General features: G+C 73.0%; 24 protein-coding genes and 1 riboswitch. Of the genes, 5 read left to right on the top strand and 19 right to left on the bottom strand.

From position 1 onward, the window contains the following. Positions 1-524: 524 nt before the first annotated feature. Positions 525-2,045: a sensor histidine kinase gene (locus ACFCX4_RS18380; protein ID WP_376143590.1), complete on the top strand. Its 1,521-nt coding sequence runs from the start codon at positions 525-527 to the stop codon at positions 2,043-2,045. A 429-nt stretch (positions 2,046-2,474) separates the two neighbouring features. On the opposite strand, the gene ACFCX4_RS18375 is transcribed toward ACFCX4_RS18380, so the two are convergent. Continuing rightward, positions 2,475-2,726: a WhiB family transcriptional regulator gene (locus ACFCX4_RS18375; RefSeq protein ID WP_014138019.1), complete on the bottom strand. Its 252-nt coding sequence runs from the start codon at positions 2,724-2,726 to the stop codon at positions 2,475-2,477. Between the two features lie 370 nt (positions 2,727-3,096). Further along, positions 3,097-4,068, bottom strand: a complete 972-nt coding sequence (locus ACFCX4_RS18370) for a diacylglycerol/lipid kinase family protein (protein ID WP_376143588.1) — start codon at positions 4,066-4,068, stop codon at positions 3,097-3,099. A gap of 50 nt (positions 4,069-4,118) precedes the next feature. On the opposite strand from ACFCX4_RS18370, the gene ACFCX4_RS18365 reads away from it, so the two are divergent. Next, on the top strand, positions 4,119-4,547 hold the full coding sequence (locus ACFCX4_RS18365) for a hypothetical protein (protein WP_376143586.1): 429 nt from the start codon (positions 4,119-4,121) through the stop codon (positions 4,545-4,547). Between the two features lie 66 nt (positions 4,548-4,613). On the opposite strand, the gene ACFCX4_RS18360 is transcribed toward ACFCX4_RS18365, so the two are convergent. The 8 genes from ACFCX4_RS18360 to sodN form a co-directional block, all read right to left on the bottom strand. Further along, the gene (locus ACFCX4_RS18360; protein WP_376143584.1) at positions 4,614-5,687 is read right to left on the bottom strand and encodes a SigB/SigF/SigG family RNA polymerase sigma factor; all 1,074 of its coding nucleotides are present in this window, start codon (positions 5,685-5,687) and stop codon (positions 4,614-4,616) included. A gap of 164 nt (positions 5,688-5,851) precedes the next feature. Continuing rightward, on the bottom strand, positions 5,852-6,262 hold the full coding sequence (locus tag ACFCX4_RS18355; protein ID WP_376143582.1) for an anti-sigma regulatory factor: 411 nt from the start codon (positions 6,260-6,262) through the stop codon (positions 5,852-5,854). A gap of 278 nt (positions 6,263-6,540) precedes the next feature. Next, positions 6,541-7,017: a GNAT family N-acetyltransferase gene (locus tag ACFCX4_RS18350; protein ID WP_376143580.1), complete on the bottom strand. Its 477-nt coding sequence runs from the start codon at positions 7,015-7,017 to the stop codon at positions 6,541-6,543. Between the two features lie 10 nt (positions 7,018-7,027). Continuing rightward, entirely contained in the window at positions 7,028-7,411 is a 384-nt protein-coding gene (locus ACFCX4_RS18345) for a nuclear transport factor 2 family protein (RefSeq protein WP_376143578.1), read from the bottom strand. Between the two features lie 91 nt (positions 7,412-7,502). After that, a complete protein-coding gene (locus ACFCX4_RS18340) occupies positions 7,503-8,501 on the bottom strand; it encodes an ABC transporter substrate-binding protein (RefSeq protein WP_376143576.1) in 999 nt (332 codons plus the stop codon). A 42-nt stretch (positions 8,502-8,543) separates the two neighbouring features. Then, entirely contained in the window at positions 8,544-9,314 is a 771-nt protein-coding gene (locus tag ACFCX4_RS18335) for an ABC transporter ATP-binding protein (RefSeq protein ID WP_376143594.1), read from the bottom strand. Positions 9,315-9,337: 23 nt separating this feature from the next. Beyond that, on the bottom strand, positions 9,338-10,426 hold the full coding sequence (locus ACFCX4_RS18330) for a FecCD family ABC transporter permease (RefSeq protein ID WP_376143574.1): 1,089 nt from the start codon (positions 10,424-10,426) through the stop codon (positions 9,338-9,340). A 99-nt stretch (positions 10,427-10,525) separates the two neighbouring features. Further along, a riboswitch (cobalamin riboswitch) is annotated at positions 10,526-10,664 on the bottom strand. 79 nt (positions 10,665-10,743) lie between these two features. Then, complete coding sequence (gene sodN / locus ACFCX4_RS18325) at positions 10,744-11,139, bottom strand: superoxide dismutase, Ni (RefSeq protein ID WP_376143572.1); 396 nt, start codon at positions 11,137-11,139, stop codon at positions 10,744-10,746. A gap of 181 nt (positions 11,140-11,320) precedes the next feature. Here sodN and sodX point away from each other — a divergent pair, with 181 nt between their 5' ends. After that, positions 11,321-11,776 carry a nickel-type superoxide dismutase maturation protease gene (gene sodX, locus ACFCX4_RS18320; protein ID WP_376143570.1) on the top strand — a complete coding sequence of 152 codons (456 nt, stop codon included), beginning with the start codon at positions 11,321-11,323 and terminating at the stop codon, positions 11,774-11,776. A 28-nt stretch (positions 11,777-11,804) separates the two neighbouring features. Here the strand turns inward: sodX and ACFCX4_RS18315 are convergent, their stop codons facing one another. From ACFCX4_RS18315 to ACFCX4_RS18295, 5 genes are all read right to left on the bottom strand, one after another. Next, positions 11,805-12,392 (bottom strand): CGNR zinc finger domain-containing protein, encoded by a 588-nt coding sequence (locus tag ACFCX4_RS18315; protein ID WP_376143568.1) that lies wholly within the window; start codon positions 12,390-12,392, stop codon positions 11,805-11,807. A gap of 136 nt (positions 12,393-12,528) precedes the next feature. Continuing rightward, a complete protein-coding gene (locus ACFCX4_RS18310; protein WP_376143592.1) occupies positions 12,529-13,281 on the bottom strand; it encodes an amino acid ABC transporter ATP-binding protein in 753 nt (250 codons plus the stop codon). A 38-nt stretch (positions 13,282-13,319) separates the two neighbouring features. Beyond that, entirely contained in the window at positions 13,320-14,297 is a 978-nt protein-coding gene (locus ACFCX4_RS18305; RefSeq protein WP_376143566.1) for an amino acid ABC transporter permease, read from the bottom strand. A 32-nt stretch (positions 14,298-14,329) separates the two neighbouring features. Next, positions 14,330-15,262, bottom strand: a complete 933-nt coding sequence (locus tag ACFCX4_RS18300; protein ID WP_376143564.1) for an ABC transporter substrate-binding protein — start codon at positions 15,260-15,262, stop codon at positions 14,330-14,332. A 470-nt stretch (positions 15,263-15,732) separates the two neighbouring features. Further along, on the bottom strand, positions 15,733-16,656 hold the full coding sequence (locus tag ACFCX4_RS18295) for an ABC transporter substrate-binding protein (protein WP_376143562.1): 924 nt from the start codon (positions 16,654-16,656) through the stop codon (positions 15,733-15,735). A gap of 623 nt (positions 16,657-17,279) precedes the next feature. Here ACFCX4_RS18295 and ACFCX4_RS18290 point away from each other — a divergent pair. Both ACFCX4_RS18290 and ACFCX4_RS18285 read left to right on the top strand, forming a co-directional pair. Beyond that, on the top strand, positions 17,280-18,476 hold the full coding sequence (locus ACFCX4_RS18290; RefSeq protein WP_376143560.1) for an NADP-dependent malic enzyme: 1,197 nt from the start codon (positions 17,280-17,282) through the stop codon (positions 18,474-18,476). Between the two features lie 88 nt (positions 18,477-18,564). Beyond that, positions 18,565-19,527: a zinc-binding dehydrogenase gene (locus ACFCX4_RS18285; RefSeq protein WP_376143559.1), complete on the top strand. Its 963-nt coding sequence runs from the start codon at positions 18,565-18,567 to the stop codon at positions 19,525-19,527. A gap of 52 nt (positions 19,528-19,579) precedes the next feature. On the opposite strand, the gene ACFCX4_RS18280 is transcribed toward ACFCX4_RS18285, so the two are convergent. The 4 genes from ACFCX4_RS18280 to ACFCX4_RS18265 form a co-directional block, all read right to left on the bottom strand. Then, a complete protein-coding gene (locus ACFCX4_RS18280) occupies positions 19,580-20,677 on the bottom strand; it encodes a PadR family transcriptional regulator (protein WP_376143557.1) in 1,098 nt (365 codons plus the stop codon). Position 20,678: 1 nt separating this feature from the next. After that, positions 20,679-21,596 (bottom strand): DUF4097 domain-containing protein, encoded by a 918-nt coding sequence (locus ACFCX4_RS18275; protein WP_376143555.1) that lies wholly within the window; start codon positions 21,594-21,596, stop codon positions 20,679-20,681. Between the two features lie 195 nt (positions 21,597-21,791). Further along, the gene (locus ACFCX4_RS18270) at positions 21,792-21,971 is read right to left on the bottom strand and encodes a DUF6104 family protein (protein ID WP_376143553.1); all 180 of its coding nucleotides are present in this window, start codon (positions 21,969-21,971) and stop codon (positions 21,792-21,794) included. A gap of 47 nt (positions 21,972-22,018) precedes the next feature. Beyond that, the gene (locus ACFCX4_RS18265; RefSeq protein ID WP_376143551.1) at positions 22,019-24,040 is read right to left on the bottom strand and encodes a serine/threonine-protein kinase; all 2,022 of its coding nucleotides are present in this window, start codon (positions 24,038-24,040) and stop codon (positions 22,019-22,021) included. Positions 24,041-24,269 lie beyond the last annotated feature (229 nt).

Below are 24,269 nucleotides of genomic sequence, written 5' to 3'. Positions count from 1 at the left end.
CCCGCCCACAACCTGTGGGCGGGGGCTCGGGCGTTGCCGCGCGCGTTCGGGGGGCGGAAAGGGCCCGGAAAACACTACGGGCCACGGCGCCGACACGGGACCCTCAACCCTCCCTCCTTGCCCGCCGACGGGCAGGAGGGGCCCATGGCACCGCAGCCCGGAGCCGTCGTCGGGCGCCCGCCCGCAGGGCGTACCGGAGGGGGAAAACACTACGGGCCACGGCGCCGACACGGGACCCTCAACCCATGCGGCACCGCAGCCCGGAGCTGTCGTCGGGCGCCGTTGGCGATCGAGAACTGTGCGGGGTCCTCGTTCGGCGGCGTCCGACCGAGGAGCGGCCACGCGCGGTCAGGGCAGTTGCGCGGGTACCTCTCCTTGGTGCCCTTTCATTGTGGACTAGACCAATCTGGGTTGTCCAGGGCTAGCCGAAAATTGGTCTGGACAACCTGGGGCCGGGCGGCGCACCGCACGTCGCCGGGGGTGCGGCGGGGCCCGGGGCGCCCCCCTGGAGCTACGCTCGCCCTGTGCCCTCGCTGAACGAACTCGTCCGCCGCCACACCACCCTGACCGGTGCCGATGTGGACTGGCTGCACATGCTGGTCTCGGAGTGGCAGCTGCTCTCCGACCTCTCCTTCGCCGACCTGGTGCTCTGGATCCCCACCTGGGACGGCATCCGGTACGTCTCGGTGGCCCAGATGCGCCCCAACACCGGGCCCACCTCGTACCAGGACGACATGGTCGGCCACCTCGTCCCGCGCGGCCGGCGCCCGCTGCTGGACGCCGCCTACGACGAGGGGCGGATCGTGCGCGAGGGCGACCCGGAGTGGCGCGAGGAGGTGCCGGTCCGGGTCGAGTCCATCCCGGTGCGCCGGGAGGGCAAGGTGCTCGGCGTGATCGCCCGCAACACCAACCTGCTGACCGTGCGCACCCCCAGCCGGCTGGAACTCACCTATCTGCAGAGCGCCTCCGACCTGGCCCAGATGATCGCCGCCGGCACCTTCCCGTACCACGGCGTGGAGCAGGCCGACATGGACGCCGCGCCGCGGGTCGGCGACGGCCTGATCCGCCTCGACGCGGACGGCACGGTCACCTACGCCAGCCCCAACGCGCTCTCCGCCTACCACCGGCTCGGCCTCACCACCGACCTGGTCGGCAGCCACCTCGGCCGGACCACCGCGGACCTCGCCCCGCCCTCCCGGGCGGCCGTGCACGAGGCCCTGGTCAAGCTGGCCAGCGGCTGGGCCCCACGGCAGACCGAGATCGAGGCCCAGGGCGGCGTCGTCACCCTGCGCGCCATCCCGCTGAAGCCCAAGGGCACCCTGACCGGCTCCCTGGTGCTCTGCCGGGACGTCACCGAGCTGCGCCGCCGGGACCGCGAGCTGATGACCAAGGACGCCACCATCCGGGAGATCCACCACCGGGTGAAGAACAACCTGCAGACCGTCGCCGCGCTGCTGCGGCTGCAGTCCCGCCGGATGGAGTCGGACGCCGGCCGCGAGGCCCTGGACGAGGCGGTACGCCGGGTCGGCTCGATCGCCATCGTGCACGAGACGCTCTCCCAGGCGCTGGACGAGCAGGTGGCCTTCGACGAGATCGCCGACCGGGTGCTGGCGATGGTGATGGAGCTGTCCCAGGACGGCCGGGTGGCGACCCGCCGCAGCGGCAGCTTCGGCATCCTCTCCGCCGAGGTGGCCACCCCGCTGGCGATGGTGCTGACCGAACTGCTGCAGAACGCCCTGGAGCACGCCTTCGGCCCGAGCGCCTCGGGCAACCTGGAGGTGAGCGCACTGCGCGGGCGCGCGCCGGCCACCGGCACGGGCTGGTCGGACAGCTGGAACGGCGGGGCCCGGCCGGAGGAGTACCTGCTGATCACGGTGCAGGACGACGGCAGGGGGATGCCGGAGGGCTTCGACCCGCAGCAGGCCGGCAATCTCGGGCTGCAGATCGTCCGGACCCTGGCCACCGGTGAGCTGGGCGGCACCTTCGACATGGTGGCCGGTCCGAACGGCGGCACCAAGGTGGTCCTGGAGATCCCGGTGCGCTGAGGCCGGGGAGACGCGCCGAGGTGCGCGGGGGGCGTGCGAGCCCGGTGAGCGCCGTTCGCACGTTCCCGCACCCCGGTGATCCGGGGGCACGATCCGGTGGCGGAATCCGGGGCGGAAACAGAAACGAGGCCCTGTCGACCGGGGGGGGTGGGTCGACAGGGCCTCTCAACCCGTTCCGGCCGTCGGGGGGAGTCGGCCGGAACGGGGGCTCTGGGTGGTGCGACACCAACCGGTGCGTTGCACACGGTGAGCGCCACAGCTCCACAATATTGCTCTCTGTGAACAGTATCAAGTGGCTGGGCGGGTCGGTGTCGCGGGACCTCGTGGAACAAGGCCCTTTGTACGGAAGGCTTCACCAGGATGTGCAGGGGAAGCCTGTGATCATGTGTTGATCGGTGCTGTGGTTACTGCTGGTACTACGGCGTGTGATCAGGCGGTGCGGGCGCGGTTGCGGGCAGCACGGCGCTTCATCGCGCGACGCTCGTCCTCGCTCATGCCGCCCCAGACGCCGGCGTCCTGGCCGGTTTCGAGGGCCCACTGGAGGCACTGCTCCATAACCGGACAGCGGCGGCACACGGCCTTGGCTTCCTCGATCTGCAGCAGAGCAGGACCGGTGTTCCCGATCGGGAAGAACAGCTCCGGGTCCTCTTCGCGGCAGACAGCGCGGTGGCGCCAGTCCATGGTCGTCCAACTCCTCCTGCCGACGGGGGCTGCCCGCACGGCACATCGATGGTCCTTGTGAATGTGAACGCTTTCACGAATCCCGCAACAGCAAAAGAGACCAAAGGCCCATCGGGCCCGGGAGGTCTGTGCTGGGGAGGGATTCGGCGATTCGAGGGACACCCCGCGGTCGGCCCCCGAGAACTTCCGAGGTTGCCGTCGCTGCGATGTGTCCCGATCGCCATGTAGAGGTTCGCAAACCTCAGGCCCGGATACAACCCCCTTCAGGGAGGAATTTTTGATTCTTCGGTGTCGCCTAGCTCACAGCCAGTACTTCTATGGAGTGAAGGGGGCTTGTGCGTTCGAGAAGAAGGGTAAAGGGCCCTTCTAGTCACACAATCACACGCAGTGCCCGCCGTACGCCTGTGAAACTGACGCGACTCCTGGATCCAAGGTGGTCCCCGTCGACCTGGAACGGGACCGGTTCCTCCGAAACCAAGGTGAAGTGTCTGACGTCGTGATAGGAGACGACATGCTTCCCGGACGGGCCCGAAGGTGCCGCGCCGTCGCTCGAAGACCCGTGCGACCGCAGGATCTGACGGACCGTTCGAGCAGTACCGAACGCGGTCATCCGGGTGATGCCGAAGACGTCGAGATCCGAGTCGAAGGAGGCACGGGGCGAGGGGTAGACCGGACGGTTGCCCAGGAAGGTCCACGGCGAGGTGTTGCTGACTATCGCCAGCACCAGGCCCGGCACCGGCGCGCGGCCCGCCAGCGCCAGCGAGACCGGGCCTGATCTGCGCTGCTCACGCTGGGTGACGAAATGGCGGAGCGCCTGCGCGACGTAGAGCGCGTGCGTGGACTTGCGCCCCGCCCGGCGCTGCTCCTCCACCCGGCCGACCACGCCGGCGTCGAAGCCCAGGCCGGCCGTGAAGGTGAACCAGCGGTCCGGCAGCCCCTCGCTCATCGCCTTGCCCAGCCCGATCGGGCGCTCGCTCCGCTGCTCCAGGGCGTTCAGCAGCGCGCCGGTCGCCTCCACCGGGTCGTTGGGCAGGCCCAGCGCGCGGGCGAACACGTTGGTCGAGCCGCCGGGGACCACGGCCAGCCGGGGGACCTTGTCGCCCGGGCCGTGCGAGAGTAGTCCGTTGACCACCTCGTTGACGGTGCCGTCCCCGCCCAGCGCGACCACCAGATCGACCGCGCCGTCCTCCGCCGCCTCGCGGGCCAGGTCGCGCGCGTGGCCGCGGTACTCGGTCTGCGCCACCTCCAGCTTGAGGTCGCTGCGCAGGGCGTGGATCAGGACGTCCCTGGTGCGGCCGCTGGTGGTGGTCGCTTTCGGGTTGACGACCAGGAGAGCGCGCATGGGCCCAGCCTACGGGGCGGTACGGACCGACCGGCGGCTACCCTGCTGGAGTGACCGCAGAATCCACCGCACCCGTACCCGCACCCGGCACCGGCCGGCCGACCGCCCTGACCGTCGGCGCCGCCATCACCGCCGTGGAGGGCGCCGCGCTGGTCGTCGTCGGCGTCTGGGACATGGTCGCCGCGCTGTCCGGCAAGTCCGAGCAGCTGGCCCTCAACGAGTTCGGCGGCCTGGTGATCGTGCTGCTCGGCGTGCTGCCGGTGCTGGCCGCCCGGGCGCTGCTCAGGACCCGCCGCTGGGGCCGCAGCCCCGCCGTGCTGACCAACTCCATCTGCCTGCCCGTCGCCTACTACATGACGCAGAGCGGCGGGGCGATGACCGCGGCCGGCGCGGCCGTCGGCCTGCTCGGCCTGGTCGGCATCGGCGCACTGCTCAGCCCGAAGGCGACGGCGGCCCTCTACGCTCCGCACGAGGGCTGAGCGCGGAGGGCCGCCGCCTTCCGTGTCCGGAGGGACCCGGCGGCCGCCGCTGAGCGGCCGTCGGTCCTACTCCTCGACGAGGAGCTTCTCCCGGAGCTGCGCGAGGGTCCGGGCGAGCAGCCGGGAGACGTGCATCTGGGAGATCCCCACCTCGGCGGCGATCTGCGACTGCGTCATGTTCCGGAAGAACCGCAGCACCAGGATCTTCTGCTCCCGGGGCGGCAGCTGGGCGAGCAGCGGCTTGAGCGACTCCCGGTACTCGACGCCCTCCAGCGCCTCGTCGGTGGCGCCCAGGGTGTCCGCGACGGCCGGCGACTCGTCGTCGCTGTCCGGCACGTCCAGCGAGAGCGTGGAGTACGCGTTGGCGGACTCCAGCCCCTCCAGGACGTCCTCCTCGGAGATCCCCAGGTGCTCGGCGAGCTCGTGCACCGTGGGGGAGCGGCCGTGCCGCTGGGAGAGCTCGCTGGTCGCCGTGGTCAGCGACAGGCGCAGCTCCTGGAGCCGGCGCGGCACCCGGACCGCCCAGCCCTTGTCCCGGAAGTGCCGCTTGATCTCGCCGACGATGGTCGGCGTCGCGTAGGTGGAGAACTCGACCCCGCGCTCGTGGTCGAACCGGTCCACCGACTTGATCAGCCCGATGGTGGCGACCTGGGTGAGGTCGTCCAGGGGCTCGCCGCGGTTGCGGAACCGCCGGGCCAGGTGCTCGACCAGCGGGATGTGCATCCGCACCAGCTGGTTGCGCAGCTCGACGCGCTCCGGGGAGCCCTCGGGCAGCGCGGAGAGCCGCACGAACAGCGCCCGGGCCGCCTCGCGGTCCGGGGCGCCGCTGCGCTGCGGGGTCTGGGCGGGCACCGCGGCACGCAGCGTCCGGGCCGCCTCGGCGGCGGCCCCGTCCTCCGCTCCGTCCCCCGGCCCGGTGTCGGGTTCGGTGTCCAGGGCGTCCTCCGGGAGGTCCGCGGCCGGCGGCACGGGCGTGGGCGACTGATCGGGCGACGACTGGGGCGTCGGCTCGGTCGGCTGGCTCATCCGGTGGGCGTCCTTCGGGTGCGCTTCGTCGTTGGCGGCGAGGCCGGGAACGCTCGCCTGGGTCGGTACGGCAGGGCCCGCCGTCGCGAGGCCGGTACGGTCCAGATCACTCACGGCCATTCCCCCGTTCCGTTCCGGGAGCACCGGGGCGGTCGGCCCCGGTTCGTCTCAATGGGCGTACCGCCCGGTGCGGGCGGTACCGGGAGCCGTCCGTCCGGCCCGGTGGAGCCGGGCGGACGGCCCTTGTTCGGTGCTGCTGCCGCGCTGCCGCGGCGGACCTAGTGGGCGGAGGGGCCGCCGCGCTTCTTGTGCAGGCTGATCGACACGGTGTTGTCCTCGGCGACCGCGGAGTCGACCTCGCCCGCGAGCGCGGAGAGCACCGTCCAGGCGAAGGTGTCCCGCTCCGGCGCCCGGCCGTCGGTGGTGGGCGCCGAGACGATCACCTTCAGGGAGTCCCCGACCAGCCGGAACTCGCAGGAGAGGACCGAACCGGGGACGGCCTGCTGGAGGAGGATGGCGCAGGCCTCGTCGACCGCGATCCGCAGGTCCTCGATCTCGTCCAGCGTGAAGTCCAGCCGGGCCGCGAGGCCGGCCGTGGCCGTCCGCAGGACCGAGAGGTAGGCCCCGGCCGCGGGCAGCCGGACCTCCACGAAGTCCTGCACTCCGGGCTCGCCGTCGATCTGGGACACCCTCACCTCCTGGGTGACGCGCTGTGCTTCCGGGCCGGTGGCCGCGGCACTGTCTGTTGCTTGGCTCAACTGCTTCGCCCCAACTGTCCAGAGGGGTGGTGCGGTACGTACTGGTCATACCCCTCGGGGAGTGGCCGGACGCCGCCGTCCGCCCGAGACGTTACCGCGTTCCTGCCCCGGTGCGGGAGTCACTCATGGTAAGGCATCGCGACGCAGGGTGGCAGTGGTCGGACACGGCCCCCGCACGCCTGGGGCGCACGCCCTGCGCGCGCCGGATCTCAGCGGGTTCCGGCGGCGGCGAGGGCGTCCCCGGTGAGGCGGAAGACGGTCCACTCGTCCATCGGCACGGCACCCAGCGCCTTGTAGAAGTCGATCGAGGGGGTGTTCCAGTCCAGCACCGACCACTCGACCCGGGAGTAGCCGCGCTCGACGGCGATCCGGGCCAGCTCCAGCAGCAGCGCCTTGCCGTGGCCGCCGCCGCGGGAGGCCGGGCTGACGTAGAGGTCCTCCAGGTAGATCCCGTGGGTGCCGCGCCAGGTCGAGAAGTTGAGGAACCAGACGGCGAAGCCGACCGGCTCCCCGGTGGAGTCGTCCTCGGCGATCAGGCCGAACAGCGCCGGGGCGGCGCCGAACAGCGCGGCGTGCAGCTGCTCCTCGGTGGCCACCGCCTCGTGGGCGGCCTTCTCGTACTCCGCGAGCTCGCGGATCATGGCGTGGATGACGGGGACGTCGGCGGGGACGGCGGTGCGGATCATGGCTCCGAGCCTACTGGGAGGGCCGGTTCTCGTCCCAGGCCTGGACGGAGGTCTGGTCGACGATCCGTCCCGCGCGCAGCTCGGCGGTCGAGCTGACCAGCACCCGCACCCCGTCCGGGTAGCGGCAGGACTCCAGGAAGGCGAGGCGGTCGGCCTGGAGCACCACCCGTTCCAGGGTGTGGCTCGTCTCGCGGCCGTAGAGGTCGTCCAGCAGCGCGCCGATCTCGTCCCGGCCGTGCACCACGAGCGGGTGGCTGGGCTGGGTCGCGCGGTCGACCACGCGCAGCTCGGCGTCGTCCGCGTAGAGCGCCAGCAGGGCGCCGGCGTCGGCCCGCTCGATCCCCTCGCGCAGGGCCCGGACGTCGAAGGCGGACGGTGCGGCCATGGTGGTCATGTTCTCGCTCCTCCGGTCGGTTCCGCCGGTCCGTACTGTCGAGCGTACGCCCGGCGGGACCGGCCGGAGGGCGGGCGGGGAGGGCCGCGGCTCAGCCGGCCGGGACGGTCCGCAGGTACTCGGCCAGGGCGGTGATCGCGGCGGGGTTGCGGGGGCTCTCCACCAGGTCGGCGTAGTCGAGCACGAAGATCCGGTCGTTGCGGACCGCCGAGACCCCGGCCAGCGGCGGGAAGGACTTCAGGAACCGCCGCTTCGCCTCCGCGTCGGGGGTGCCGTAGTCGTTGATCACGATCACCTCGGGGTCGCGCCGGACCACGCTCTCCCAGCCCACGGTGGTCCAGGAGTCGGCGACGTCGCCCATCACGTTCCGCCCGCCCGCCTTGGCGATGACCTCCTCCGGTGCGCCGAACCGGCCCGAGGTGTACGGCTTGTCCTCGCCGCTGTCGTACAGGAAGACGCCCGGCCGGCGGGCCGGCTCGGGCACGGCGGCGATCTGCGCCCGGAACCCGGCGATCAGCCGGTCGGCCCGGTCCCGGACGTCGAAGATCTCGCCCAGGTTGGCGAGGTCGGTCCAGAGCGCGTCGAGCGGGGACATCACCCCGCGCTCGGAGCCCTTGCCGCTGCGGCAGGACTCGGTGAGCACGTAGGAGCCGATGCCGAGGCCGGACAGGGTCTGCGGGGTGACGCCGAGGCTCTCGTCGAAGCCGTAGTGCCAGCCGGCGAACACCAGGTCGGCCTTCGCCTCCAGGGCGATCTCCTTGGTGATCCGGTCCCGGGAGAGCCAGGCGGTCCGCTGGTAGGCGTCCTTCCAGGCGACCGCGTCGACCCGGCCCTTGTCGTCGGGCATCACGTAGCCGGCCATCCGGTCCTCCAGGCCGAGCGCGAACATCAGCTCGGTGATGCCGACGTCGTTGGTCACCGTGCGGGCCGGCTTCTCCCGGAAGGTGATCTCCGTGCCGCAGTTGGTCACGGTCACCGGGTAGTGGGCGGAGGCGGCGGTGGCGCCGTCGCCCCGCGGGGCTATCTCGGCGCCGCAGCCGGTGAGGGCGACGGCGAGCAGGGCGGCGGCGGCAACGGCCTTGGTGCGCATGGGGATCCTCGCGAGGGGGCGGTGGGGAGGGCGTCGGTGCGGTTACGGGAGGCGGTCGAGCAGCAGCCGCAGGGCGCCGGTGACCGGGTGCGCCACGGGTGTCGCCCGGACCTTGAACACCTCGGCCAGCAGACCGGGTTCGAGCACCTCGGCGGGCGGTCCGGAAGCGACGATCCGGCCGTCCGCGACCACGTACAGCAGGTCGCAGTGGCCGGCGGCGAGGTCCAGGTCGTGCAGTGCGGTCAGCACGGTCGGACCGGCCTCCCGGACCAGCGCCAGGACCTCCAGCCGGTGGGCGATGTCCAGGTGGTTGGTGGGCTCGTCGAGGACCAGCACCCGGGGCTCCTGGACCAGCGCGCGGGCGATCAGCACCCGCTGCTTCTCGCCGCCGGACAGGCTCAGGAAGCCACGGGCCGCCAGGTGCGCGGCGCCGACCCGGCGCAGCGCCCCGGTGCAGCGGTCGGTGTCCCCGGCGGACGGCCCGGCCAGGGCGCCGCGCCGGTGCGGCAGCCGGCCCATGGCGACCACCTCGGCCACCGTGAAGTCGAACTCGGCGGAGTGCTCCTGCGGCAGCGCGGCCACCCGCCGGGCGGCCTCGCGCGGGGCGAGCGCGTGCAGGTCCTCGCCGTCCAGCAGGACGGCGCCGGCGGCGGGCCGCAGGGCCCGGTAGACGCAGCGCAGCAGGGTGGACTTGCCGCTGCCGTTGGGGCCGATCAGGCCGACCACCCGACCGGCGGGGGCGCTCAGGGTGACGTCGTGGACCAGCCGGACACCGGCGAGGTCGACGCAGACGCCGTCGACGGCGAGGTCCAGGCCGGGCACGGGGCTCGTGGCGCTCACCGGCCGCCTCCGAAGGCGTAGCCGCGACGGCGCATCAGCAGCAGGAAGCAGGGCACCCCGAGGGCCGCGGTGACCACGCCGACCGGGAGTTCGGCGGGCGCCAGCAGGGTGCGGGAGACGATGTCCACCCAGACCAGCAGCAGGGCCCCGGCGAGCGGAGCGACCAGCAGCACCCGGCGGTGGCCGGCGCCGACCAGCATCCGCACCAGGTGCGGGACCATCAGTCCGACGAAGCCGATCGCCCCGCTGACCGCGACCACGGTGCCGGTGACGGCCGCGGTCACCACGAACAGTTCGCGGCGCAGCCGGTCCGGGTCCACGCCGAGCGAGGCGGCCGTCTCGTCGCCCATCGCCAGCGCGTCCAGCCGGCCGGCCGAGCAGGCCAGGTGCACCAGGCCGGCCAGCACGGTGGCGGCGGCGATCGGCACCGAGCCCCAGGTGGCGCCGCCGAGGCTGCCGAGCAGCCACATCATCGCGGAGCGGGCGGCCTCGCCGCGGGCGGCGGCGAAGACCATCAGCGCGGTGACGGCGGAGAAGCCGTAGGACATCGCGGTGCCGGTGAGCACCAGCCGCAGCGGGGTGAGGCCGTGCGCGGTCCGGGCGGTCAGGTAGACCAGCACCATGGCGAGCAGGGCGGCGGCGAACGCGGAGGCGGAGAGCGCCCAGACGCCGAACGATGCGAAGGCGCCGAGCATCAGCACGGCGTTGGCGCCGACCGAGGCGCCGGAGGAGATGCCGAGCACGAACGGGTCGGCGAGCGCGTTGCGGACCATCGCCTGGACGGCGACCCCGGTGGCGGCCAGTCCGGCGCCGACCACGGCGGCCAGGACGGCGCGGGGCAGCCGGATCTCCCAGACGATCGCGTAGGCGGCGGCCTCGTCGGCCTCCAGCCGGCCGCCCGTCAGACCGGCGGCCAGCAGCCGCAGCACCCGGCCCGGGGCCAGTCCGGAGGAGCCCACCGCGACGGCGCAGACCAGCGAGAGCAGCAGGGCGGCGGCGAGGGCGGCGGCCAGCGCCGCGGCGGGTGTTCGGCGCGGGCCCGGCGGGGCCGCGGCGGTGGCCGGTGCGGTCGCGGTGCTGCTCACTGTGGCGCGCCTTGCCTCGGGCCGGGCGGGGCGCGGGGCGGCGTGCCCGGGCGCGGTCGTGCCGGGGCGCGATCCCCTCGCAGTCCACGGCGAGTTGTCGGGAGGTCGGCGTCCCCGGGCGATCGGGCTCACGGGCGCGGGGCACCGTTTACCGTTGCGGGTCAGCGCCGGAATCGCACCGGCTTCCCCCTGGGAACGCCCTGGCAGCATAACAAGCACTCGGGTCAGGCAACCCTTACCGCAGCGTTTGTGGCCGGGGACACACGAACGCCCCCGTCCGGCGCGGACGGGGGCGTTCGCAGGGGAGCGAGCGGGGATCAGCCCTGCTTGGTCTCCCAGAAGATCTTGTCGACCTCGGCGACGAGGTCCAGCAGCGCCTGGCCGGTGGCCGGGTCGGTGGACGCCTTGGCGGCCGAGGCGGCCTTCAGGGTGTCGTTGACCAGCTGGTGCAGCTGCGGGTACTTCTCGAAGTGCGGGGCCTTGAAGTAGTCGCTCCACAGCACCGAGATGTGGTGCTTGACGGCCTCGGCGCGCTGCTCCTTGATGATGACGGCGCGGGCCCGGAAGTGCGGGTCCTCGTTGGCCTGGTACTTCTCCTGGGTGGCCTTCACGGACTCGGCCTCGATGCGGGCCTGGGCCGGGTCGTACACGCCGCAGGGCAGGTCGCAGTGGGCGTGGGCGGTGGCGCGCGGTGCAAACAGACGAGAGAACATGGGAGTCCTTCCTTAGATCGTCTTCCCGCGCCCGAGATTACCCTTCGGGCCCGGCGGTTTCTCGGCCGGGCGGTGGGCCTAGGGCAAAAGGCCGAGCCGGAACCGGGTGAATCCGGACACCGGCGGGTGACGGACCGTGCGGCAGACTGGTGTGCGACAGCGGGCGCCCGGAGGAGGAGTCGTGGCACGGAGCGCGGAACCGGTGGAGGACCCCCCGGCGGGCGGCGCGCCGTTCGGGCTGATCGACGTGGCGGGGGACTCGATGGTGCCGACGCTGCGCGACGGGGACCGGCTGCTGGTCCGCTACGGCGCGCGGATCCGGCCCGGCGCGGTGGTGGTGTTCCGTCACCCGTTCCAGCAGAACCTGCTGGTGGTCAAGCGTGCCGACGGCCGCAGGCCGAAGGGCTGGTGGCTGCTCTCCGACAACCGGCCGGTCGACAGCGACAGCCGCAGCTACGGCGCGGTCCCGGACGAACTCGTGCTCGGCCGGGTGCTGCTGCGGCTGCGCCCCCGCCCGGTCTGGCTCGCGCCGGGCCGGCGGCTGGAACGGCTGCTGCTCGCCGCCCCGCTGGCCCGGATCCCCGGGCTCGCCCGACGCCTGGGCGTCTGGGTCCGCCCGGAGGAGCTGACGCCCTAGGGCCCGGCAGTGATCCACAAGAGACGCCCTAGCCCTGCCCGGCGGCGGCCGCCGCGGCCTCCTGGCGCTTGCGGGCGCGGTAGGCGGCGACGTTGGCGCGGGTCGCGCAGCGGTCCGAGCAGTACCGGCGGGAGCGGTTGGTCGAGGTGTCCAGGTAGGAGTTGCGGCAGGGGGCGGCCTGGCAGATGCCGAGCCGGTCGGCGCCGAGTTCGGTCAGGTGGACGGCGAGGCCCATGCAGGCGACGGCGCTGAAGTGGGCCGTGGCGGTGGGGGAGTTGTCGGCGAGGTGCAGGTGCCAGCGGGGCCGGCCGGCCTCGTCCAGGTAGTCGTGCCCGGAGACCAGGGGGCTCACCGGAAACTCCATCAGCAGGCTGTTCAGCAGGTCGACGCTGCGCACCTCCTCGCCGTCGGCGGCGGCCTCGAAGACCCCGCGCAGCCGGGTGCGGACGGCCCGCAGCCGGGGCAGGTCCGACTCGTCGGCGAGGTCGCGGGCCCGGGAGGAGTCCGAGAACAGGGCGCGCACCGCGTCCACCGACGTCAGTGCGTCGGTGCCGCGCTCGGGTTCCTCGGTGTTCACCAGCCGGACGGCCAGATCGGCGTACGAGGCGAGCTCCACGGTGGTCCTTCCAGAGATCGGTAACGGGCTGACTGGCTCTAGCCTATTACCCGGAGAGCCGAAGCGGGAAAGCGGCGGCGCCCGGCAGGATTCGGCCTGCCGGGCGCCGGGGAGCGCGCGCTCGGAGCGCGTCGGCTCAGAGCACCTTGGAGAGGAACGCCCGGGTGCGCTCGTGCTGCGGGTCGGTGAGGACCTCGCGGGGGTTGCCGGACTCGACGACCACGCCGCCGTCCATGAACACCAGTGCGTCGCCGACCTCGCGGGCGAAGCCCATCTCGTGGGTGACCACGATCATGGTCATCCCCTCCTCGGCCAGCCCGCGCATGACGTCCAGGACGTCGCCGACCAGCTCGGGGTCGAGCGCCGAGGTCGGCTCGTCGAAGAGCATCAGCTTGGGCTTCATGGCCAGCGCCCGGGCGATGGCCACCCGCTGCTGCTGGCCGCCGGAGAGCTGGGACGGGTAGCTGCCGGCCTTGTCGGCCAGGCCGACCCGCTCCAGCAGGGCCATCCCGCGCTCCTTGGCGGAGGACCTGCTCTCGCCCTTGACCTGCACCGGCGCCTCGATGACGTTCTCGATGGCGGTCATGTGCGGGAAGAGGTTGAAGCGCTGGAACACCATGCCGATGTCACGGCGCTTGAGCGCGACCTCGCTGTCCTTGAGCTCGTACAGCCTGGTGCCCTGCCGCCGGTAGCCGACCAGTTCGCCGTCGACGGACAGCAGCCCGCCGTTGATCTTCTCCAGGTGGTTGATGCACCGCAGGAAGGTCGACTTGCCGGAGCCGGACGGGCCGATCAGGCAGAACACCTCGTTGCGCCGGACCTCCAGGTCGATGCCCCTGAGCACCTCGACCGGTCCGTAGGACTTGCGGACGCCCTCGGCCCGGACCATCGGGTGGCCGGCGTCGGCCGGCGGCTTGTTCAGGTCGGTCATTGGTGGGTGCCTCCCTCGATCCCCGGAACGACGTCGTGCCCGGTCTTCGGGGCCGGCCTGCCGCCGATCAGCAGTCGCAGCCGCTGGAGCGGGGTGGGCGGCAGCGTCCGGCTGGTGCCCCGGGCGTAGTACCGCTCGACGTAGTACTGGCCGATGGTGAGGACGGAGGTCAGGAACAGGTACCAGAGGCTGACGGTGATCAGCAGCGGAATGGTCTGGAAGGTGCGCGAGTAGATGTTCTGCCCGGCCCGGAAGAGCTCCTCCAGCGCGATGACCGAGACCAGCGAGGTGGTCTTGAGCATCGAGATGGTCTCGTTGCCGGTGGGCGGGATGATCACGCGCATGGCCTGCGGCAGGACGATCCGGCGCATGGTCGTGAAGCGGCTCATGCCGAGCGCGTGCGAGGCCTCGGTCTGTCCCTCGTCGACCGACTGGATGCCGCCGCGGACGATCTCCGCCATGTAGGCGGCCTCGTTGAGGCCGAGGCCGAGCAGCGCGGCGGTGAAGACCGGGATCAGGGTGTTGGTCGAGCCGGACCAGAACTCCGGGCCGAACGGGACGCCGATCGACAGCTTCGGCCACAGGGCGCCCAGGAAGTTCCAGAACACCAGCTGGACCAGCACGGGGGTACCGCGGAAGACCCAGATGTAGAACCAGGCGGTGCCGGACAGCAGCGGGTTGGGCGACAGCCGCATCACCGCGAGGACGATGCCGCCGACCACGCCCATCACCATCGAGAGCGCGGTGAGCTCCAGGGTGACGCCGAGACCGTGCAGGATGCTGGAATCGAAGAGGTAGGTGTTGACGACGTCCCACTGGAAGGCGGGATTGAAGATCAGGGCGTGGAGCAGCATCGCGGCGAACACCACGATGACGACGGCTCCGGCCCACCGTCCGGGGTGGCGCACCGGGACGGCCCTGATGGACTCGGGCCGTGCCGGCGACACCTTCTTCCCCTGATCGGAATGGTTCACAGTGGCCTCGGGTGAAGAAGAGTGACGAGGGGTCAGCTGGTGGCGCCGTTGATGACGGACTTGTCGATGGCGCCGGCCTCGACGCCCCACTTCTCCAGGACCTTCTTGTAGCTGCCGTCGGCCATCATGGACTGGACGGCGCCCTGGACGGCCGGGGCGAGCGCGGAGCCCTTGGCCAGCACGACGCCGTACGGGGCCTTGCCCTCGACGTCGCCGAGCTGCTCCAGCTGGCCGTTGGTCTGCTTGATGGCGTAGTCGACGACCGGGGAGTCGGCGAGCATGACCTGGTCGCGGCCGGAGACCATGGCGGTGGTGACGTCGGTCTGCAGGTCGAACTTGTCGCCGTCGTTGGGCACGCCGGGCTTGCCCGCCTTGACGCAGTCCGGGGTGATCGTGTCCTTGATGGTGTCGGCCTGGGTGGTGCCGGTCTGGACGGCGATCTTCTTGCCGCAGAGGTCCTTGAGGTCGATCTTGTCCGGGTTGCCCTTCTTGACCGCGGCGCTGGTGCCGGCCAGGAAGTAGGTCACCATGTCGACGGTGGCCTCGCGCTCCTTGGTGTCGGTGAAGGAACTCATGCCCAGCTGGAACTTGTTGGCGCTGATGCCCGGGATGATCGCGGTGAAGGGCGAGTTCTGGACCTCGACGGCGAGGCCGAGCTTCTGGCCGATGAGGTTGGCCAGGTCGACGTCCATACCGATGATCTTGCCCGCGGCGTCCTGGAACTCGTTGGGGGCGTAGGACGCGTCCGCGGCGACGATCAGCTTGCCGGTGCTCTTGACGTCGGCCGGGACGAGCGCGGCCAGCGACGGGTCGGCGCTGACGGTCGGGACGGCGGCGGAGGGGTTGGCGCCGCCGCTGCCGGAGGAGGACGGCTTGCTGCTGCCGCAGGCGGTCAGCACGAGCGACGCGGACGCGAGCAGCGCCGCGCCGGCGACGAGGCGGGTGCGCTGGGTACGGGCGATCATGGGGGATCTCCTCCTGAGGGAGAGGTCGGGCGGAGCGCGCCGCGGGGGAGCGGCACACCGGGGCAGCGAGGCCGTACGGCGCTGTACGGGTGGGGCGGGGAGAACTGCGCGCAGGGTGGTGCCGGGTACTGCTCTCCGCCACCGTCCGCCGAGGTGGGCGTTGACCGAAACCGCCTCGACCAGTGGCCGGCTCGATCCGAGATGGGGGGAATCCTGCCATCTGATGACGGTCGGGTGGCCCTCATTCAGATCAAAATCGGATAACGAGGGGGCGTGCTGTCCGCTATTCGGACGAATATCGTGTCCCTGTCACCCTGCGTATAAGTATGCAGTCGGCTCCGCGGTCCGTCCGGAGGCCCGGCCGCGCGCCCGTCCGGTCGACCCCCGCCCCCGGCGCCCCCCGGCGCAGGGGAGTCCGGGGCCGGGGACTCCGGGGCCGCCGCCGCCCGCGACGGCCCCGTGCCGCTCGGTCAGCTGCCGCCGTTGACCACCGCGTTCTGGGCCGCGCCCGCGGTGACGTTCCACTTGGCGAGGATCCGGTCGTACTCGCCGCTGCGGATCAGCTGGTCGATCGCCTTGGCCAGGACGTCCCGCAGCGCGGTGTCCTCCTTGCGCAGCGCGATCCCGTACGGGTTGGAGCGGGACTGCGAGCCGGTCACCTCGAAGCGGTTGCCGCCGTCGGTGTTCCTCGCCGCGTGGGCCGCCACCGGGAAGTCGTTCAGGCCGGCCTGCGCGGTGCCGGCGGCGACCTCGGCCAGCGCCTTGGCGTCGGTGTCGAACCTGTGCACGACGAGCGGCTTCCCGGCCTGGGTGCAGGCGGAGGTCTGCCGGGCGGCGATCTCGTCCTGGATGGTGCCCGCCTGCACCGCGACGGTCCGGCCGCAGAGGTCGTTCAGGGTCCGGATGCCCTTCGGGTTGCCCTTGGGCACCACTATCGAGGTGCCCGCGATGAAGTAGTCGACGAAGTCGACCGCCGGACCGGTCGGCGTGCCGATCTCGTCCACGCCCTCGCGCCGCTGGCGGGTGTCGCTGAGCGCGGACATCACCACGTCGTACTGCTTCTTGTGGAGGTCCGGCAGGAGCTTCTCGAAGGGGGTGTCGACGTACTCGATCCGCAGGTCCAGGATCCGGCCGACCGCGGCGGCGATGTCCGGGTCCAGCCCGTCCGGCTTGCCGTCGGCGCCCCGGAACTCGACCGGCGGGTAGTCGACGTCCATCCCGATCCGCAGTACGCCGGCCGATCGCTGGGCCGCGGGGAGCTTCGCGCGGATCTCCTGGACCGGGTCCTGCGCCGCCGCGGTGCCGCCCCCGCCGCAACCGCTCAGCAGCAGTGCTCCGGTGGCGGTGAGGGCGAGTGCGGCGGCCGGCCGGTGGGTGCGGGCACGCTGGTGCATCGGTTGCTCCTGTGGGGACGGAGGGGGAGGCCTCGCGACGTCGCGGAGGTGTACGCGAGGTGACGGGCGAACGGATCCTCCCATCCCGGCCTGCCCGGCCCGTGGCCGGGTGTGTCAGAATTCGGTACCGGGTGACCCCCGAGACCCGAACCAGACCGCCGTGCCGCCACAGGCGCGGGGTGCGCCGGAACGGAAGTCCAGGACGCCGACTCCGTATCCGAGGCACCGGCATCCCCTCCGTGTCTGCGTTCACCCCTGCGGGTGTGCGAACTCGTCCGCCCTTGCCGCAGTCGGGGCCCGGTTCTCGTGGTGCCCCGGAACTCCCGGGTGGCTGTGAGGCGTATGACAACCAAGTGATCTGGACGAAAAGGCATGGGTGCGATGCCCTCGTCCGGCCTACGCTCGGCCCGGAAGCACAGCGCAGACCAACGCAGACAAATCCATAAAACCCTCATCCGAGGGCGCCCGTCCGACGGCGGCGCCCCGACCCAGCCCTCCCCCGGGGGCACTTCGGCGTTCCCGGGTTCCGGTGACCGGCCACCGTTCGCCGGATACCGGGGACGGCCGGGTCGCCCGCTCCGTCGGCCGGGTGTCCTCGCTCGATCAATGACGAAGAGGTCATCGTGGCAGCGGAGATCATCCACAGCACTACCCAGGACACCGACGATCCGGTCGACGCCGTGTTCGCGCTCCACCGCGGCGGCAAGATGGAGGTCCGGGCGACCGTCCCGGTGCGCGACGCGGACGACCTGTCCCTCGCCTACACCCCCGGTGTCGCCCGCGTCTGCACGGCCATCGCCGAGCAGCCCGAGCTCGTGAACGACTACACCTGGAAGGCCAACACGGTGGCGGTCGTCACCGACGGCACCGCCGTGCTGGGCCTCGGTGACATCGGCCCGGAGGCCTCGCTGCCCGTCATGGAGGGCAAGGCGATCCTGTTCAAGCAGTTCGGCGGCGTGGACGCCGTGCCGATCGCGCTGGCCTGCACCGACGTGGACGAGATCGTCGAGACCGTGGTCCGGCTGGCCCCGTCCTTCGGCGGCGTCAACCTGGAGGACATCTCCGCCCCGCGCTGCTTCGAGATCGAGCGCCGGCTCCAGGAGGCCCTGGACATCCCGGTCTTCCACGACGACCAGCACGGCACCGCCATCGTCACCACCGCGGCGCTGTGGAACGCGGCCGCGGTGACCGGCCGGGAGCTCGGCTCGCTGCGGGCCGTCATCTCCGGCGCCGGCGCGGCCGGCATCGCCATCGCCAAGATGCTGGTGGCGGCCGGCATCGGCGACGTGGCCGTGTGCGACCGCAAGGGCGTGGTGCACCAGGGCCGCGAGGACCTCACCGACGTCAAGGCGGAGATCGCCGGGCTGACCAACCGGACCGGGCTCAAGGGCACCCTGGCCGACGCGATGGCCGGCGCCGACGTCTTCATCGGCGTCTCCGGCGGCACCGTTGCGGAGGAGGTCGTCGCGACCATGGCCGAGGGCGCGTTCGTCTTCGCGATGGCCAACCCGACCCCGGAGATCCACCCCGAGGTCGCGCACCGGTACGCGGCCGTGGTGGCCACCGGCCGCAGCGACTTCCCGAACCAGATCAACAACGTGCTGGCCTTCCCGGGCATCTTCGCCGGCGCGCTGCAGGTCCGGGCCACCCGGATCACCGAGGGCATGAAGCTGGCCGCCGCCAGGGCGCTGGCCGGTGTGGTGGCCGACGAGTTGACGCCGCAGAAGGTCATCCCCTCGCCGTTCGACGAGCGGGTCGCCCCGGCGGTCTCCAAGGCCGTCGCCGAGGCCGCCCGGGCCGAGGGCGTCGCCCGCCGGTAGCCCGGAGGGAGTCCCCGTCCGGGCCCGGGACGCGCGTCACATCCCCGCGTCGTTCCGGGCCCGGGGCGTTCTGGCTATCGTCCGGTGCATGTTTGCTGCCTACGCCGCACGAATCGACGCCGACGACCCGCTGAGCGGGCTGGAGTCGGGCGAGCGCCCCGAACCGCAGGCCCCTCCCGGGTGGAGCGTGGTCACCGTCCGGGCGGCCAGTCTGAACCACCACGACCTCTGGTCGCTGCGCGGGGTCGGCCTGCCCGCCGGGAGGCTGCCGATGATCCTCGGCTGCGACGCCGCCGGGGTCGACGAGCACGGCAACGAGGTGGTCCTGCACTCGGTGATCGGCCAGAGCGGGCACGGGGTCGGGCCGGACGAGCCCCGCTCCATCCTGACCGAGCGCTACCAGGGCACCTTCGCCCAGCGGGTGGCCGTCCCGACCTGGAACCTGCTGCCCAAGCCCGCCGCACTCTCCTTCGAGCAGGCCGCCTGCCTGCCCACCGCCTGGCTGACGGCCTACCGGATGCTGTTCACCAACGCCGGGGTGAAGCCCGGCGACACCGTCCTGGTGCAGGGCGCCGGGGGCGGGGTCTCCACCGCGCTGGTGGTCCTCGGCAAGGCGGCCGGCCTGCGGGTCTGGGTCACCGGCCGGGACGAGGCCAGGCGCGCCCGGGCGGTGGAGCTGGGCGCCGACGCGGCCTTCCCGAGCGGGGAGCGGCTGCCCGAGCGGGTCGACGCGGTGATGGAGACGGTCGGCGCGGCCACCTGGTCGCACTCGGTGAAGTCGCTGCGCCCGGGCGGCACGATCGTCATCTCCGGGGCGACCTCCGGCCCCAGCCCCGCGGTGGCGGAGCTCAACCGGATCTTCTTCCTGGAGCTGCGGGTGATCGGCTCGACCATGGGCAGCAGGGACGAGCTGGCCGGGCTGCTGTCCTTCTGCGCCACCACCGGGGTCCGGCCGGTGATCGACTCGGTGCTGCCGCTGGCCGCGGCGCCGGAGGCGTTCGCCCGGCTGGCCGGGGGCGACGTCTTCGGCAAGCTCGTGCTGACCCCGTGACACGCCGGCGCCCGGCACCCCGCGCGGGGTACCGGGCGCCCGTCCGTCCTGCTCAGCCCAGCCGGCGCTTCAGCCGCTCGCCGGCCCGGCCGAGGACGTCGCGGGCCTCCGCGAGGCCGGCCGCCGTGACGCCGCCGTCCCGGGCCGCGTCCCGGACCTGGTCGCGGAACCGGTCGAGCAGCCGCTCCAGCTCCCGGGCCGGGTCGCCGGCCGGGTCGGTCTCGGCCCACGGCGGCAGCGGGGCCCCGTCGGCGCCGGCCGGCTCGTCCTTGTCCAGGTCGATCCGGGTGACGGTGATCCGCTCGGCGGCGGGCTCCGCCGGTCCGCCCTTCTCGTCCGCCGGGTGGCCCCAGCGGGCCGCGTCGGCCAGCCCGGCCAGTCCCCTGGTCAGCTCGGAGAGCCCCTCCGCCAGCCCGGTCGGCCAGTCGCCGCGGGTCGCGTGCTCGCGGACCTGCTGCTCGACCCGGCGCTTGATCCGCAGCGCCTCCTGCTGGGCCGCGGTCCGCGCCGCCCGGGACTGCTCGCGCAGCCGGCGGGCCTCCTCCTCGGCCGCCTTGGCCTTGGCCTTGGCGGCCTTCTCCTGCTCCTTGGCCCGCTTGGCCTGCTCCTTGGCCTGCCGCTTGAAGGCGGCGAACTCCTCCTTGGCGCGCTGCCAGGCGGCCTGGTCGCCCCACGGGCCGGCCCACGGGTTCCCCCGCTCCCCGGACTCCCCGTCCCGGACCGCGCCGTCCCCGTCTCCGGCGGCGTCCCCGGCCGTGCTCCTGCGGGCCTGCTCGGCCGCGCCCCAGAGCTGCTCGCGCAGGTCCTGGGCGCTGTCCCGGACGTCCTCGCGGATCGCCCCGGCGAGCTGGGCCACCGAGTCGTGGATCTCCAGCTCCAGCTCGTCGAGCTCGCCCTGCCGGGCGGCGAGTTCGGCACGGCCCGCGTCGGTCAGCCGGTAGACCTTGCGGCCGCCCTCGGTGCTGTGCTCGACCAGGCCCTCCTGCTCCAGCTTGGCCAGCCTCGGGTAGACGGTGCCGGCGGACGGCGCGTACAGGCCCTGGAAGCGCTCCTCCAGCAGGCGGATGACCTCGTAGCCGTGGCGCGGGGCCTCGTCGAGCAGCTTGAGCAGGTAGAGCCGGAGCCGGCCGTGGCCGAAGACGGGGGTCATGTCAGGCCTCCTTGGTGAAGTCGGGGCCGGCGGCCGGGCCGTCGGCGGCGGGCAGTTCCCGGACGGCCGCCTGGGCGTCGTCGTCGGCGTCCGGCCGGTGCAGCACGGTGACCGCGCCGGAGACGGTGGTGACCGAGAGGCTGCCCCGGCCGTCGCCCAGCTGGCCGGAGAGGCGCTTGGTGCCCCAGCTGCCGCCGACCTTCAGCTCCTCGAAGGTGGAGGAGAGGTGGCCGCTGGTGGTGCCGGCCTCGACCTTGGTGTCGGCCAGCGAGGGGAGCCGGACGCCGACCGCGCCGCTGACCGTGTTGACCTTGATCTCGGTCGGGGTGTCGGCGGCGAGGTCCAGGGTGACCGCGCCGGTGACGGAGTTGGCGGACACCTTCCCGGCGGTGCCGGCCACCACGGTGAGCCGGCCGGAGACGGTGTTCAGCCGCAGCTGCCCGGCCACCGACTGGGCGTCGACGTCACCGGTGACGGTGCGGGCCTCGGTGTGCCCGGTCAGGCCGACCAGGGTGACGTCCGCACTGGCACTCTGCGCCGATACGCGCCCGGTGATGCCGGAGACCGTCGTCGCGGCGGAGACGGTGCCGACCCTGACCTCGGTGCCGGCCGGAACGGTCAGGGTGACCGAGGCGGTCCGCTTGCGCTTGAACGAGGAGAAGAAGCCCTTCACCGACTCGACCGACTTGAGGACCTCGCCGAACTCGTTCCAGCCGCTGATGTCCTTGTAGGTGACGGTGAGGACGCCGTCGACCAGGGTGACGTGCAGCGGCTCGCCCTGGAGGTCGCCGACCTCCAGGCGGGCCGGGCCGTCGGCGGCGACCACGTTGACCGTGCCGTCGACCGTCCGCACCTGGAGGGTCCGGACCGGCTCCTCGATGGTGATCCTGTCGGGTCCTTCGACCGTCCACTGGCTCATGTCTGCCGCCTCCCGTTGATGACTCGCGATGTATCGCGTTCTTCTTTAAAGACGATATATCGCGTGACGGCGAAGTCAAGGGACCCCCGTCCGGGGCCGACCCGGAGCGGACCCGGAGACCCGCCCCCTACGGGGAACACGCGAGAGGGCCCGGAGGCGGTTGCCTCCGGGCCCTCTCGACGGCCGTTCACCGGGTCACTCGTCGTCCTCGTCGTCGAGCCGCGCCAGCCAGGTGGCCAGGCGCTCGACCGGGACCTCGAAGTCCGGGTTGAGGTCGACGAACTCGCGCAGGCGCTCGGCCAGCCACTCGAAGGTGACCTCCTCGTCGCCGCGCCGGGTCTGCAGCTCCTCGATGCCGCGGTCGGTGAAGTACACGGTTCGCTCCGGTCCGATGGGGATTCGACCTGGTCAGGATAGACCGGTCAGCCGGCGCGCCAGGTGGAGAGGACCACCTTGGCCGCACCGGTGGCCGGGTCCGCCACCTCGACGGCGGCGACGGCGATGTTGCGGGTGAGCCGGTCGCGGATGCACAGCAGCCGCCCCGGGGTGACCCGGTTGAAGGTCAGGTCGGTGTCGGGCCGGGAGTCGATCGCGGCGGCGCACTGGTCCGGGGTGACGGCCGCCTCGGTGATCACCGCGAAGTCCGACTTGTTGTCGCCCGTGCCGGCGAAGGAGTCGGCGCGGCTGCCGCTGGAGGTGGACTCCCGGCCGAGGCCGAGCCCCCACTTCAGGTCGGAGCCGCGCGGCACCACGGTGCCGGCCGTCAGGTCGATCCGGTAGGCCTCGCTGGAGTACTCGGCGGCCGGGATGGCGAGCGCCTTCTTGTCGATCACCGGCTGGTAGCCCGTCGGCCGGGCCGGCGCGGTGACCCCGCCCGCCGCGGTCGACCGGCTCGGTACGGCGCTGACCGGTGCCGAGGTGGGGGTCGGGGTGGGGGTGACGGCCGGGGGCACGGCCGCGGGGGGCGTGGTGGCGGCCGGGGTGGTGACGCCCTGGCCGGGCACCGTGTTCGGCTGCTGCTGGGCGGAGTTCGCCCTGGTGTCGTCCTTGTCCTTGAACCTGGCCATCAGTGCCACGCCGCCGGCCGTGCCGCCGACCGCCATCACCAGGGCGACGGTCAGCAGCACCTTCCAGGAGACCCCGCCCTTCCGGGCCGGCTCCGGCGCCGGGCCGTCGGTGACCACCGGCCCGGGCGGCGGGGTGTCGTAGGACGGCGGCTCGGGCCGCAGCTGGACGGTCGGCGGGGTGCCCGGCAGCGGGCCGGTCGGCGCCTCGGTCGGCGGCTGGGCGGCCCCGTAGGCGCCGACCGGCGGCGGCACGAAGCCGGGCGGCGGGGTCTCCGGCCGCACGGGGCCGAAGCCGGGCGGCGGCGGGCCGAAGGACGGCGCGGTGGCCTGGTGGGTCGGCGGCGCGGACGGCGGTGCCGGGGTGTGCCCGGACGCTCCGGCAGGCGGCCCGGCCGGCGGCGCGGGCGGCGCGGCGGGCAGCGGCGTGGGGGGCGTCCTCGGGAGGTCCGAGCGGCGGGTGATCTCGGTGTTGACCTGCCGGGGCAGCCAGTCGTCGGAGAACCGCAGCTGTCCGCCGACGGTTGGGTGGTTGCGGGCGATGTCGATGATCTCGGCGGGCTTCGGCCGGTCCTCGGGGGACTTCGCGAGGCAGCGCAGCACCAGTTCGCGCAGGCCGGCCGGGACGGCGTCGAGGTCGGGCTGCTCGTGCACCACCCGGTAGAGCACGGCGGTGTCCGGGCCGTCGCCGAACGGCGCGCTGCCGCCGGCCACGTACGCGGCCAGCGCGCCCAGCGCGAACACGTCGGTGGCGGGGGTGACCGGGCGCCCCTGGGCCTGCTCGGGGGACATGAAGGCGGGCGAGCCGATCCGGTAGCCGGTGCCGGTGAGGGCGGTGGCGTCGGCGGCCCGGGCGATGCCGAAGTCGATCACGCGCGGGCCGTCGCCGGCCACCAGCACGTTGGCCGGCTTGAGGTCGCGGTGGACCACCTCGACGCTGTGGATCGCCTGCAGCGCCTCGGCGATGCCGCCCATCAGCAGCAGCACGGTGCGGACCGGCAGCGCGCCGTTCTCCCGCACCACCTGCTGCAGGGACGGGCCGGGGACGTACGCGGTGACCAGCCACGGGGCGTCGGAGTCCAGGCCGCCGGAGTCGATCACCTGGGCGGTGTAGAGGCCGTGGATCCGCTGGGCGTTGGAGACCTCCTGGGCGAACCGGCGGCGGAACTCGCCGTCCTCGGCGAACTCCGGGCGGACCACCTTGAGCGCCACCGGCCGGCCGCCGGGCGTGTACGAGAGGTAGACCCGGCCCATGCCGCCGGCCCCGAGCCGGGCGAACAGCCGGTAGCCGCCGACCTCCCGCGGGTCGTCCGGGAGCAGCGGCTGGAAGACCGGCGGGAGCGGCGCGGCTGCGGAGTCCCGTGGCGTGTCGGCGGTCATGCGGTTGATCCCCCTGGGAGTGCGGTGAGGTTCACCGGCCGCCGGCGGCGGGCGCGCGGACGGGCGTCCCCGCGGCGGTCTGGCGCCCCTTAACCTATCGACCCGTCAGGAGGACGTGCAGGCCGGTCCCGCTTTGGTTGCAGAGCTGGGACCTTCGCACACGGTTCCGGCCCGGCCCGCCGCCGGCGCCCGCAACGGCGGCGGCCCCCGCACCCCTGGGAGCCAGGGG

This window comes from Kitasatospora sp. NPDC056327, from assembly GCF_042261735.1.
In the GTDB taxonomy this organism is placed as follows: domain Bacteria; phylum Actinomycetota; class Actinomycetes; order Streptomycetales; family Streptomycetaceae; genus Kitasatospora.
This window is presented reverse-complemented; position numbering and strand designations above follow the sequence as displayed.

Excerpts from the sequence above, each read along its gene's own strand:
- ACFCX4_RS18300 (WP_376143564.1), bottom strand. The coding sequence starts at position 15,262 with ATGATCGCCCGTACCCAGCGCACCCGCCTCGTCGCCGGCGCGGCGCTG.
- ACFCX4_RS18285 (WP_376143559.1), top strand. The coding sequence starts at position 18,565 with ATGTTTGCTGCCTACGCCGCACGAATCGACGCCGACGACCCGCTGAGC.
- ACFCX4_RS18340 (WP_376143576.1), bottom strand. The coding sequence starts at position 8,501 with ATGCGCACCAAGGCCGTTGCCGCCGCCGCCCTGCTCGCCGTCGCCCTC.
- ACFCX4_RS18345 (WP_376143578.1), bottom strand. The coding sequence starts at position 7,411 with ATGACCACCATGGCCGCACCGTCCGCCTTCGACGTCCGGGCCCTGCGC.
- ACFCX4_RS18375 (WP_014138019.1), bottom strand. The coding sequence starts at position 2,726 with ATGGACTGGCGCCACCGCGCTGTCTGCCGCGAAGAGGACCCGGAGCTG.
- ACFCX4_RS18295 (WP_376143562.1), bottom strand. The coding sequence starts at position 16,656 with ATGCACCAGCGTGCCCGCACCCACCGGCCGGCCGCCGCACTCGCCCTC.
- ACFCX4_RS18275 (WP_376143555.1), bottom strand. The coding sequence starts at position 21,596 with ATGAGCCAGTGGACGGTCGAAGGACCCGACAGGATCACCATCGAGGAG.
- ACFCX4_RS18350 (WP_376143580.1), bottom strand. The coding sequence starts at position 7,017 with ATGATCCGCACCGCCGTCCCCGCCGACGTCCCCGTCATCCACGCCATG.
- ACFCX4_RS18370 (WP_376143588.1), bottom strand. The coding sequence starts at position 4,068 with ATGCGCGCTCTCCTGGTCGTCAACCCGAAAGCGACCACCACCAGCGGC.
- sodN (WP_376143572.1), bottom strand. The coding sequence starts at position 11,139 with ATGTTCTCTCGTCTGTTTGCACCGCGCGCCACCGCCCACGCCCACTGC.
- ACFCX4_RS18310 (WP_376143592.1), bottom strand. The coding sequence starts at position 13,281 with ATGGTCCGGGCCGAGGGCGTCCGCAAGTCCTACGGACCGGTCGAGGTG.
- ACFCX4_RS18265 (WP_376143551.1), bottom strand. The coding sequence starts at position 24,040 with ATGACCGCCGACACGCCACGGGACTCCGCAGCCGCGCCGCTCCCGCCG.
- ACFCX4_RS18280 (WP_376143557.1), bottom strand. The coding sequence starts at position 20,677 with ATGACCCCCGTCTTCGGCCACGGCCGGCTCCGGCTCTACCTGCTCAAG.